The sequence below is a fragment of the Streptomyces griseiscabiei genome, from assembly GCF_020010925.1.
In the GTDB taxonomy this organism is placed as follows: Bacteria; Actinomycetota; Actinomycetes; order Streptomycetales; family Streptomycetaceae; genus Streptomyces; species Streptomyces griseiscabiei.
The window spans coordinates 2,695,361-2,707,500 of record NZ_JAGJBZ010000001.1; the positions used below are offsets into that span (position 1 = coordinate 2,695,361).

The 12,140-nt window shown below is 65.5% G+C and carries 9 protein-coding genes and 2 rRNA genes (1 of these 11 cut by a window edge); all 11 read right to left on the bottom strand.

The features are described 5' to 3' along the window. Window positions 1-49: 49 nt before the first annotated feature. On the bottom strand, window positions 50-733 hold the full coding sequence (locus J8M51_RS11665) for a MerR family transcriptional regulator (protein ID WP_179203459.1): 684 nt from the start codon (window positions 731-733) through the stop codon (window positions 50-52). A gap of 299 nt (window positions 734-1,032) precedes the next feature. Then, entirely contained in the window at window positions 1,033-1,506 is a 474-nt protein-coding gene (locus tag J8M51_RS11670; protein WP_005475662.1) for a bifunctional nuclease family protein, read from the bottom strand. A gap of 84 nt (window positions 1,507-1,590) precedes the next feature. Beyond that, window positions 1,591-2,352, bottom strand: coding sequence for a transcriptional regulator FtsR (ftsR, locus tag J8M51_RS11675; RefSeq protein ID WP_086762809.1), 762 nt, complete (start codon window positions 2,350-2,352; stop codon window positions 1,591-1,593). 42 nt (window positions 2,353-2,394) lie between these two features. Further along, window positions 2,395-3,366, bottom strand: a complete 972-nt coding sequence (locus J8M51_RS11680; protein WP_086762811.1) for an FHA domain-containing protein — start codon at window positions 3,364-3,366, stop codon at window positions 2,395-2,397. Between the two features lie 61 nt (window positions 3,367-3,427). Then, the gene (locus tag J8M51_RS11685) at window positions 3,428-4,303 is read right to left on the bottom strand and encodes a DUF881 domain-containing protein (protein WP_086762813.1); all 876 of its coding nucleotides are present in this window, start codon (window positions 4,301-4,303) and stop codon (window positions 3,428-3,430) included. A 5-nt stretch (window positions 4,304-4,308) separates the two neighbouring features. After that, window positions 4,309-4,641 (bottom strand): small basic family protein, encoded by a 333-nt coding sequence (locus J8M51_RS11690; RefSeq protein ID WP_009343209.1) that lies wholly within the window; start codon window positions 4,639-4,641, stop codon window positions 4,309-4,311. Next, a complete protein-coding gene (locus tag J8M51_RS11695) occupies window positions 4,638-5,543 on the bottom strand; it encodes a DUF881 domain-containing protein (RefSeq protein WP_086762815.1) in 906 nt (301 codons plus the stop codon). Before J8M51_RS11695 ends, J8M51_RS11690 begins: the two co-directional genes overlap by 4 nt. A 98-nt stretch (window positions 5,544-5,641) precedes the next feature. After that, window positions 5,642-8,137 (bottom strand): mannose-1-phosphate guanyltransferase, encoded by a 2,496-nt coding sequence (locus tag J8M51_RS11700; protein ID WP_086762817.1) that lies wholly within the window; start codon window positions 8,135-8,137, stop codon window positions 5,642-5,644. 115 nt (window positions 8,138-8,252) lie between these two features. After that, the gene (locus J8M51_RS11705) at window positions 8,253-8,861 is read right to left on the bottom strand and encodes a CDP-alcohol phosphatidyltransferase family protein (RefSeq protein WP_086762819.1); all 609 of its coding nucleotides are present in this window, start codon (window positions 8,859-8,861) and stop codon (window positions 8,253-8,255) included. 109 nt (window positions 8,862-8,970) lie between these two features. Then, a 5S ribosomal RNA gene (gene rrf, locus J8M51_RS11710) occupies window positions 8,971-9,087 on the bottom strand. Between the two features lie 92 nt (window positions 9,088-9,179). Continuing rightward, window positions 9,180-12,140: ribosomal RNA gene (locus J8M51_RS11715) — 23S ribosomal RNA — on the bottom strand; it runs 163 nt beyond the window's last position.

Sequence of the window (12,140 nt, forward strand, 5' to 3'; positions counted from 1 at the left end):
CGCCACTGACAATGCCCTGTACCGCTCGGCGGCAGCGGGGAGGGGGTCCTCAGACCGCGCGGTTGCGCCGCCGCGCCAGTTCGTCCGACGGGTTGTGGCCCATGAGCGTCTCCCCCGTGTCGACCCGCTCCCCGTGCAGCTGGGAGAGAGCGCTTTCTACATCACGCCAGACCACCCCGACGGCGATCCCGAAGACCCCCTGGCCGCCCTGGAGCAGGGCATGGACCTCATCGGGCGAGGTGCACTCGTAGACCGTCGCCCCGTCGCTCATCAGCGTCATCCGCTCCAGATCGCTGAATCCCCGCTCCCGCAGATGCTGGACGGCGCTGCGGATGTTCTGGAGCGAGACCCCGGTGTCGAGGAACCGTTTCACGATCTTCAGGACGACGACGTCCCGGAAGCTGTAGAGCCGCTGTGTCCCCGAGCCCTGGGCGGACCGGACGCTCGGCTCCACGAGACCGGTACGGGCCCAGTAGTCCAGCTGCCGGTAGGTGATGCCTGCGGCCGCGCACGCGGTGGGGCCGCGGTAGCCGACGTTCTCGTGCGGCTCGGGCGCCGCCTCCGCGCCGTCCTGCACGGCCGTGGGCCGCTGCGGGACATGACCGGCCGCGCTGCCGTGATGGGGGTCCCCCCAGCTCGAGGCGAGCCGAGAGCCCGGGGGAGGGTACGGGCCACCGTCCCCCAGCCTGCGTCCGGGGGCACCCCCAGCCGTACCGTCGCCGCTGCTTCTCACGCCGACCTCCGTCCTTGACCTGCCTTGTCGACGGTAGGCAGCCGCCCGGGGTGCGTCAACGACCATCGCATTCGCCACGCCGAGTGATAATCACCCTGAGAGTGGTTTCCTGTGCCCTCCCGCGGGGAAAGGCTAGCCGAATGCGCTTCGGCGCAACTGCCCGACGACGCACTGGCTCCTGGCATGTGCCGTGCCTCGGCCGGACACCCTGACCGGTCCGAGAACCCACCCACCTGCCGCGGGGCACGCATACGGGCAGGGTCAGGGCCTCTCGGCCCCGGCCGACCGCCCACCCGGCCTCACTGACTGTTCGTGCCGAAGTCCTCGGGCGAGATCTGGTCGAGGAACTCGCGGAACTTCTCCACCTCGTCCTCCTGCTCGTCCGGGATCGCGATGCCCGCGTCGTCGAGCACCCCGTCGCTGCCGAAGATCGGCGTCCCGGTGCGCAGCGCCAGCGCTATGGCGTCGGAAGGCCGCGCGCTCACCTCGACCCCACTGGCGAACACCAGCTCCGCGTAGAAGACGCCCTCACGCAGGTCGGTGATACGCACTTCCGTGAGCTCCTGGCCGACGGCCTCCAGCACGTCCTTGAACAGGTCATGGGTCAGCGGCCGGGCGGGTGCCATGCCCTGCTGGGCGAAAGCGATCGCCGTCGCCTCCCCCGGCCCGATCCAGATGGGGAGGTAGCGGTCGCCTCCCACTTCGCGCAGGAGCACGATCGGTTGGTTGGAGGGCATTTCGACCCGGACACCTACGACATCGAGCTCGTTCACACAGCAACCCTAGGCCGTGCTCGGGATGTTTGGGTAGTCGGGCTCGGATCGGCCGACCGATCCGCCACGGGCGAACACCGCACCTCAGCGGAGCCGCACACCCAGGGCGCTCTGCACGAGAGCGGCATGCAGCTTGACCGTGAGCCCCGCCAGCTCCCTCGTCCGGTCCTCCGCATGCGCTCTGGTCTGCGGGTTACGGTGCAGCCGCAGGGGCGCCACGACCTGGTCGACCAGCCCGGCCTCCCGGTCCGCGGCGGCCCTCATCACCCGCAGATGCCGGGGCTCGATACCGAACCGCCCCAGTTCCACCACAAGCGTGGCGACGGTGAGGGATTCGGCGTCGTACGAACCGTCCGGCAGCGGGGCCACCAGCCCGTACGACTCCCACTCGGCCAGCTGCTCCTCGTCGATCCCGGCGCCGGCCACCAGCTCGCCGCGCCCGATCCGGGCTGCCGTGGCCTCCTCGGGCGCCCCGAAGCCGAACAGCTCGCTCAGGCGCTCTCCGTCACCGACGTCACGCTGGCGCCCCACGGACGGCAGCCGTACGTCCTCACCGCGCTCCAGGGCCTCCAGATACTCGCGGATGACCTTGAGCGGCAGATAGTGGTCCCTCTGCATCCTGAGGACGTGTCCGAGCCGCTCGACGTCCCCGGCGCTGAACTTGCGATACCCCGAGGGGGTCCGCTGCGGCTCGATGAGCCCCTCCGACTCCAGGAAACGGATCTTGGAGATGGTTACCTCGGGGATCTCCTCGCGCAGTGCGTTCAGCACCGTGCCGATGCTCATCAGGCCACTGTCCGCGGCGGCGGTGCCGTGGTCGGCACCACCGCTCGTTGTTCGAAGCATGGACCTTCCCTGGGGTCTCCCCCGGACCGGGTCCGGGGAGGGTCAGTAGCCCCGCTGGCTCGCGTAGAAGACCAGCCGGTACTTGCCGATCTGCACCTCGTCGCCGTTGTGCAGGGCGACCTGGTCGATCCGCTCGCGGTTGACGTAGGTGCCGTTCAGGCTGCCCACGTCGGCGACCGTGAACGAACCGTCCTGGCCTCGGCGGAACTCCACATGGCGACGCGACACCGTCACGTCGTCCAGGAAGATGTCGCTCTGCGGGTGACGGCCCGCCGTGGTCAGATCACTGTCCAGCAGGAAGCGGCTGCCCGCGTTCGGCCCGCGGCGCACGACCAGGAGCGCCGAGCCGAGCGGGAGCGCGTCCACGGCGGCCTGGGCCTCCGGGGAGAGCGCCGGCAGCTGGGTCTGGCCGGTGACCTCGGAGTCATAGGCCTCGAGGCCGGAGATGGAGATCGTCGAGGTCGTCTCGGAGGGCCGCTCGGGGGTCGCGCCGGCCCGCAGCGGGGCACCGCAGTTCGAGCAGAAGCGGCTGTTCTCCGCGTTCCGGTTACCGCACCTCGTACACACCAGGGCCGACATCGACGGATCCTCCTGCCGCGGCTGCCCCGCCGGGGCATGGGACGCATACGGGTCTGAAGTAAACCCTCCACCCGTACCTGAGGTTGACGGTTCCCCGAAACCTATGCGGCCCGACTGGGCAGGGTCAACAGACGGCGCGCCCTGACCTCCGGAAATGTCACCTCCCGGACCAGCGACCTGGTCCCGGAACATGGGGCGCTCACCGCCCTGGCCCTCCGCTTCCGAAGGCTGCGCGCGATGACGGGAGGTCGCGTTGTCGCTGCCCTCTCGCGCGCTCTTGCCGAACAACTTCGCAAACAACTTCACGGGCGATTCCCCTTGACCGAAACAGACCCGCCCGTGGGGCAGGACGAACCCTGACTGAACACACCGGCCGAGCCGGACAACCTCACAACGTCCGTATCCACCAGACAGTTTCCACCACGCACCACCCATTCGGTGCGCCGACCCCCCGCAACCTCATGCCCTCGCCGGACGGGCCCCATGCACCTGCGGTTCACTGGGAGGACGACCGAGCGTAGTCAGGCTGCTTCGCCGCTCGCAAGGCGTCCACGACGATCTTGTCCGCCCGCCGCACGGTCACGGTGGCCTGCTCCTTCTCCAGTGTCTGCACCACGCCTCCGGGAATGTTCAGTGCGGGTTCGAGGTCCTGCGGGTTGCCGATGACCTTGAAACGAAACGGCTGGGTGATCTTGTTCCCGTCGACCTTGATTCCCTCACCGGAATCGGTCAGATAGGTACTCGCCACGACCCGGACGCCGTTCACCTGGATCGCCTCCGCGCCGGCCGCGCGCAGCTCCTGGATCGCGTCGAGCAGCATGTCCGCCTCGACCGTCCCCTTCGTGTCGTCGATCGTCACTGTGATGCCGGGCCCCTGCGCCGCCACCGTGCCCGCCAGAATGCCGAGTTGCCGTTCCTTCTCGACCGTCTGCTTGCGTGCCTCCTCGGCCTGGTCCGAGCTGTTCTCCAACTCGGTGCGCTGGTCCTCGAGACCCTGCTTCTCCTCCTCCAGACGCTGCGTACGGTCATCCAGTTCATCGAGGATGCGTACGAGATCCTCCTGACGTGCTCCGCGCAGGGCGCTGTCGTCGTTGTTGGACGCCACCTGGATGGCCAGCCCGAAGCCGAGGCCGAACAGCAGGAGGGCCACGATGAGTTGGGCCCGGGTGAAGCGCGGCGGCCACAGCCCCTGGGCCAGCCGCTGCCGCCCGGTCACCTTGCTCTGCTCGCCGGAAGGGGCCTCACCGGGCTCCTCTGCGGCCGTGGAGGGCACCTCCTGGGGAAGTTCCCGGCGCAGCCGGGTCGTCGGGGAGTCGTCCTCTCCCCCGCCCGGCGCCGGCTTCGGCCTCGGCGTCTCGTCGCGCTCGTTCATCGGCCTCACGCCCGGAACACGTGCCGGCGGATCGCCGCGGCGTTGGAGAAGATACGGATTCCGAGGACGACCACGACGCCCGTGGACAGCTGCGCGCCGACGCCCAACTTGTCGCCCAGGAAGACGATCAGGGCGGCCACGACCACGTTCGACAGGAACGAGACCACGAAGACCTTGTCGTCGAAGATGCCGTCCAGCATCGCGCGCAGACCGCCGAAGACGGCGTCGAGCGCCGCGACCACGGCGATGGGGAGATACGGCTCGACGACCGCCGGTACCTCGGGCCGGACCAACAGTCCGGCCACGACTCCGAGGACGAGGCCCAGTACGGCGATCACGATGTGCCCTTCTCTGTGCTGGGTTCTGCTGTTCGTACGATCACGCTCGGCGCGGCCGGCACCTTGATGTCGTCCTCGACGGAGATGGTCGCCCGGATGTCGAAGTTCTCGTGGAGGGCGTGCAGATACAGCCCGTCGGGGCTGTTCTGGAACCTGGTGCTCAGCCGCTGCCCGTCCCCCACCGCGAGGACCGTGTAAGGCGGCGCCAGTGGCTTGTTGTCGACCAGTATCGCGTCACCGGCGGCCCTGATCGCCGACAGCGCGGTGAGCCGCTGTCCGTTGATCGAGACGGCCTCGGCGCCCGACGCCCACAGTCCGTTGACGACGCGCTGCATGTCCCGGTCGCGTACTCGGCCGGTGTCCGAGAACCCGGACGTCTCCCGCGGGTCGCCGTCACCGCCCTGGGCGGCGTCCTTCGAGTCGTTGACGACGAGCCGGACCCCGGGGCCGTGCACCTCGACGGCGCCCGACAGGATGCTCACCAGGTCGTGCCCGTCGCTGCCGCCGTCGTCCTTGAGGGCCTTGCGCTGGCGGGCGCTCACGTCGTCGCGGAGCGCGTCCACGGAGTCCTCCAGCTCGTCCGCGGTCGTCGTCTCGCGCTGGATGCGGTCGATGAGCTCCTCGCGCTCCTTGGCGACCACGGGAGCGCTTATCCGCGCCTGCGCCGCGCCCACCGTCACCACCAGCGCGGCGAGCACCAGACCGACCGCGAGCCCCAGCTTGGCCCGTACCGTCTTCGGCAGGCCCTCGGTGCCCGCGGCCTTCCTGCGGGCGGCGGCCTCGGCGTATCCGTCGTCGAGGCTGTGATCCATGACGTTGGTGAGCAGCGACATGGAGGCATCCGGACGCGACGGGCGCGTGGGTGTGCTCCGAACGGGGGGCTGCTGCGGCATGCCGCACATCGTCGCACGTCGCGGCCCCTACCTCCGAACGGCCCCACCCGCGTGCCGGACAGGCCCCGTTGGGGGCACTTGTCCGGCACGCGCGCGTGCGAGACGGCTCAGCGGCCGGCGCTGTCCACGACGGCCGCCCACTCGTCGAGCAGGGCCTGTGCGGAGGCGTCGTCGGGCCCCTCGGCCCACAGATGCGTGACGGCCTCGGCCGGGTCCGGCAGAACCATCACCCACCGCCCGTCGGTCTCCACGACCCGCACACCGTCGGTGGTGTCGACGAACCGGTCCCCGGCCGCCTCCACGACCCGGCGCATCACCAGGCCCTTGACGGCCCAGGGCGTGGCGAGGTCGCGCTTGAGGACGTGCGCCCGCGGAATCCGCGCGTCGATCTGGCTCAGCGTGAGCTGCGTCCGCGCCACCAGCCCGATGAGCCGTACGAAGGCGGCCGTCCCGTCGAAGACGCTGCTGAACTCGGGCACGATGAACCCGCCGCGCCCGTCGCCACCGAAGATCGTCGTCTCGTCCCCGCCGACCCGGGTGAGGTCGTCCGGCGAGGTGGTCGTCCACTCGACCTGCGTGCCGTGGTACGCCGCGACCTGCTCGCCGATCCTCGTCGTGGTCACCGGCAGCGCCACCCGCCCGCTCCGGCGCTCGGCGGCCACCAGGTCGAGCATGACCAGCAGGGCCCGGTCGTCCTCGACGATCCGCCCCTTCTCGTCGACGAGCGACAGCCGCTCACCGACGGGGTCGAACCGCACACCGAACGCGGCCCGCGAGGACGCCACGATCTCGCCCAGGCGCACCAGCCCCGACCGCCGCATGTCGCCGGTCTCCGTCGGCCTGGACTCGTCGAGGCCCGGGTTGATCGTCAGCGAGTCGACGCCCAGCTTGCCGAGCAGACTCGGCAGCACGAGGCCGGCGCTGCCGTTGGACGCGTCCACGACGACCTTGAGCCCGGACTCGGTGATCCCGGTCGTGTCGACGTTCCGCAGCAACGACCCGGTGTACGAGTCGAACACACTGGCCGGGAAGTGCAGGTCCCCGATCTCACCCGGGAACGCGCGCCGGTACTCCTGCCGCGCGAACACCCGGTCGAGCTTTCGCTGACTGGCCTGCGACAGGTCCGCGCCCTGTCCGTCGAAGAACATGATGTCGACGGAGTCCGGCACCCCTGGCGTCGTCCGGAGCATGATCCCGCCGGCACTGCCCCGCGCGGTCTGCTGCCGCGCCACGGGCAGCGGTACGTTCTCCAGGTCCCGTACGTCGATGGCGCTGGCCTGCAGTGCCGAGATGACCGCCCGCTTCAGCGCACGCGCGCCTCGGGAGTGGTCACGGGCGGTGGTGACCGTGGAGCCCTTCTTGAGGGTCGTGGCATACGCCCCCGCGAGTCTCACGGCCAGCTCGGGGGTGATCTCCACGTTCAGAATGCCGGAGACGCCACGGGCGCCGAACAGATGCGCCTGTCCTCGCGATTCCCAGATCACCGAGGTGTTGACGAAGGCTCCGGCCTCGATCGTCTTGAAGGGATAGACGCGCACATTCCCCTGGATGATCGATTCTTCGCCGACGAGGCACTCATCGCCGATCACGGCGCCGTCCTCGATCCGTGCCGCCCGCATGATGTCGGTGTTCTTGCCGACGACGCATCCGCGCAGATTGCTGTGCTGCCCGATGTAGACGTTGTCGTGGACCACGGCCTTGTGCAGGAAGGCACCGCTCTTCACGACGACGTTCGAGCCCACGACGGTGTGTTCACGGATTTCGGCGCCGGCCTCGACCTTGGCGTAGTCCCCGACGTAGAGGGGCCCTCGAAGAACGGCGTCGGGGTGCACCTCCGCGCCTTCGGCGATCCACACTCCGGGCGAGAGCTCGAACCCGTCGATCTCGACGTCGACCTTGCCCTCCAGCACGTCGGCCTGAGCCTTGACATAGCTCTCGTGCGTGCCGACGTCCTCCCAGTAGCCCTCGGCGACATAGCCGTAGACCGGCTTGCCCTCCTTCATCAGCTGCGGGAAGACATCACCGGACCAGTCGACGGGAACGTCGGCCTCGACATAGTCGAAGACCTCGGGCTCCATCACATAGATGCCCGTGTTCACGGTGTCCGAGAAGACCTGCCCCCAGGTCGGCTTCTCCAGGAAGCGCTCGACCTTGCCTTCCTCGTCCACGATCGTGATTCCGAATTCCAGAGGATTCGGCACCCGGGTCAGACAGACGGTGACCAGCGCACCCTTTTCCTTGTGGAAATTGATGAGTTCGGTGAGGTCGAAGTCCGTGAGGGCATCGCCGGAGATGACAAGGAACGCATCGTCCTTCAGCGCCTCTTCGGCGTTCTTGACGCTCCCGGCGGTACCGAGTGGCTTCTCCTCGTTGGCATAGGTGAGCTCCATCCCGAGCTCCTCGCCATCACCGAAGTAGTTCTTGACGAGCGATGCCAGGAACTGGACAGTAACGACGGTCTCGTTGAGCCCATGCCTTTTGAGCAGCCTCAGTACGTGCTCCATGATCGGGCGGTTCGCCACGGGCAGGAGCGGTTTGGGCATGCTCGAGGTCATGGGGCGAAGGCGTGTGCCTTCGCCTCCGGCCATCACGACGGCCTTCATGTCGGAAGCGTCCTCCTTGAAGAGACGACGGTCTAGCCGACTTCACCCGTCCAGATTGTCCCGCACTTTTCCGACGCGGGCCATCGAGCCACTACGGCCGCCCGATCGGGCGGGCTCAATCGGCCATGGCGTCCGCACTGACGAGTCGGCGGACCTGAACCACGTAGAGGATCCCTGCCCACCAGTACAGCGTTGTACCCCATCCGGCGAACGCCCATCCGAAAATAGCAGTCAGTGACGAGATCCATCCGCTTCCGTCACTGAGCAACAGCAACGGGAAGGCGCACATCAGGTTGAAGGTAGCCGCCTTCCCCAGGAAGTTCACCTGCGGCGGCGGATAGCCGTGCCGTCTGAGGATGCCCACCATCACCAGCAGAACCAGTTCCCGCAAGAGCAGTGCAGCGGTCAACCACATTGGCAGAATCTCGCGCCAGGTGAGGCCCACGAGAGTCGACAGAATGTACAACCTGTCAGCCGCGGGATCGAGAAGCCGGCCAAGGCTGCTGATCTGGTTCCAGCGTCGCGCCAGCATGCCGTCCAGATAGTCACTGACGCCGCTGAGAGCGATCACCAGGAAGGCCCAGCCGTCGACCTTGGGGCCGCCGAACTCGGGCCAGAGAACCAACCACAGGAAGACGGGCACACCAAGGAGCCGCGCCATGCTGAGAATGTTCGGGATGGTGAGGACCCGGTCCGTCTGGACCCGGGTCTCCTGTACCTCCACCCGGGGGCCTCCTGTGGGAAATGAGCCAACGATGCTCCCTGACCCTACCTCAACGCAAAAAAGCTCTGGCTCCTGGGCGGTGTGCCCAAGAGCCAGAGCTATAAAAGGAGTTCGGCGGCGTCCTACTCTCCCACAGGGTCCCCCCTGCAGTACCATCGGCGCTGTAAGGCTTAGCTTCCGGGTTCGGAATGTAACCGGGCGTTTCCCTCACGCTATGACCACCGAAACACTATGAAACACTCAACCGCACCACCACCCGTGACCAGGGCAATGGGGTTGTTCGTGGTTTCAGAACCAACACAGTGGACGCGAGCAACTGAGGACAAGCCCTCGGCCTATTAGTACCAGTCACCTCCACCCGTTACCGGGCTTCCAGATCTGGCCTATCAACCCAGTCGTCTACTGGGAGCCTTACCCCATCAAGTGGGTGGGAATACTCATCTCGAAGCAGGCTTCCCGCTTAGATGCTTTCAGCGGTTATCCCTCCCGAACGTAGCCAACCAGCCATGCCCTTGGCAGAACAACTGGCACACCAGAGGTTCGTCCGTCCCGGTCCTCTCGTACTAGGGACAGCCCTTCTCAATATTCCTGCGCGCGCAGCGGATAGGGACCGAACTGTCTCACGACGTTCTAAACCCAGCTCGCGTACCGCTTTAATGGGCGAACAGCCCAACCCTTGGGACCGACTCCAGCCCCAGGATGCGACGAGCCGACATCGAGGTGCCAAACCATCCCGTCGATATGGACTCTTGGGGAAGATCAGCCTGTTATCCCCGGGGTACCTTTTATCCGTTGAGCGACGGCGCTTCCACAAGCCACCGCCGGATCACTAGTCCCGACTTTCGTCCCTGCTCGACCCGTCGGTCTCACAGTCAAGCTCCCTTGTGCACTTACACTCACCACCTGATTGCCAACCAGGCTGAGGGAACCTTTGGGCGCCTCCGTTACCCTTTGGGAGGCAACCGCCCCAGTTAAACTACCCATCAGACACTGTCCCCGATCCGGATCACGGACCCGGGTTAGACATCCAGCACGACCAGACTGGTATTTCAACGACGACTCCACCCGAACTGGCGTCCGAGCTTCACAGTCTCCCAGCTATCCTACACAAGCCGAACCGAACACCAATATCAAACTGTAGTAAAGGTCCCGGGGTCTTTCCGTCCTGCTGCGCGAAACGAGCATCTTTACTCGTAGTGCAATTTCACCGGGCCTATGGTTGAGACAGTCGAGAAGTCGTTACGCCATTCGTGCAGGTCGGAACTTACCCGACAAGGAATTTCGCTACCTTAGGATGGTTATAGTTACCACCGCCGTTTACTGGCGCTTAAGTTCTCAGCTTCGCCACACCGAAATGTGACTAACCGGTCCCCTTAACGTTCCAGCACCGGGCAGGCGTCAGTCCGTATACATCGCCTTACGGCTTCGCACGGACCTGTGTTTTTAGTAAACAGTCGCTTCTCGCTGGTCTCTGCGGCCACCCCCAGCTCACCGAGTAAATCGGATCACCGAGCGTGGCCCCCCTTCTCCCGAAGTTACGGGGGCATTTTGCCGAGTTCCTTAACCATAGTTCACCCGAACGCCTCGGTATTCTCTACCTGACCACCTGAGTCGGTTTAGGGTACGGGCCGCCATGAAACTCGCTAGAGGCTTTTCTCGACAGCATAGGATCATCCACTTCACCACAATCGGCTCGGCATCAGGTCTCAGCCACAAGTACGACGGATTTACCTGTCGCACGGCCTACACCCTTACCCCGGGACAACCACCGCCCGGGATGGACTACCTTCCTGCGTCACCCCATCACTCACCTACTGCAAGTCTGGTCCGTCGGCTCCACCACTCCCCTTTGCCCGAAGGCTCCGGGGCGGCTTCACGGACTTAGCATCGCCTGGTTCAGTGTTTGACGCTTCACAGCGGGTACCGGAATATCAACCGGTTATCCATCGACTACGCCTGTCGGCCTCGCCTTAGGTCCCGACTTACCCTGGGCAGATCAGCTTGACCCAGGAACCCTTGGTCAATCGGCGCAAACGTTTCTCACGTTTGTATCGCTACTCATGCCTGCATTCTCACTCGTGAACCGTCCACCACTGCCTTCCGGCGCGGCTTCACCCGGCACACGACGCTCCCCTACCCATCACGATCCCCGTTGGGGGTACATATCGCAATGACACGACTTCGGCGGTACGCTTGAGCCCCGCTACATTGTCGGCGCGGAATCACTAGACCAGTGAGCTATTACGCACTCTTTCAAGGGTGGCTGCTTCTAAGCCAACCTCCTGGTTGTCTCTGCGACTCCACATCCTTTCCCACTTAGCGTACGCTTAGGGGCCTTAGTCGATGCTCTGGGCTGTTTCCCTCTCGACCATGGAGCTTATCCCCCACAGTCTCACTGCCGCGCTCTCACTTACCGGCATTCGGAGTTTGGCTAAGGTCAGTAACCCGGTAGGGCCCATCGCCTATCCAGTGCTCTACCTCCGGCAAGAAACACACGACGCTGCACCTAAATGCATTTCGGGGAGAACCAGCTATCACGGAGTTTGATTGGCCTTTCACCCCTAACCACAGGTCATCCCCCAGGTTTTCAACCCTGGTGGGTTCGGTCCTCCACGAAGTCTTACCTCCGCTTCAACCTGCCCATGGCTAGATCACTCCGCTTCGGGTCTTGAGCGTGCTACTAAAATCGCCCTGTTCGGACTCGCTTTCGCTACGGCTACCCCACCCGGGTTAACCTCGCAACACACCGCAAACTCGCAGGCTCATTCTTCAAAAGGCACGCAGTCACGACGCACCGAGTAAACTCGATGCGCGACGCTCCCACGGCTTGTAGGCACACGGTTTCAGGTACTATTTCACTCCGCTCCCGCGGTACTTTTCACCATTCCCTCACGGTACTATCCGCTATCGGTCACCAGGGAATATTTAGGCTTAGCGGGTGGTCCCGCCAGATTCACACGGGATTTCTCGGGCCCCGTGCTACTTGGGTGTCTCTCAAACGAGCCGCTGACGTTTCGGCTACGGGGGTCTTACCCTCTACGCCGGACCTTTCGCATGTCCTTCGCCTACATCAACGGTTTCTGACTCGTCTCACAGCCGGCAGACTGTGAAAGAGAGATCCCACAACCCCGTATACGCAACCCCTGCCGGGTCTCACACGCATACGGTTTGGCCTCATCCGGTTTCGCTCGCCACTACTCCCGGAATCACGGTTGTTTTCTCTTCCTGCGGGTACTGAGATGTTTCACTTCCCCGCGTTCCCTCCACATACCCTATGTG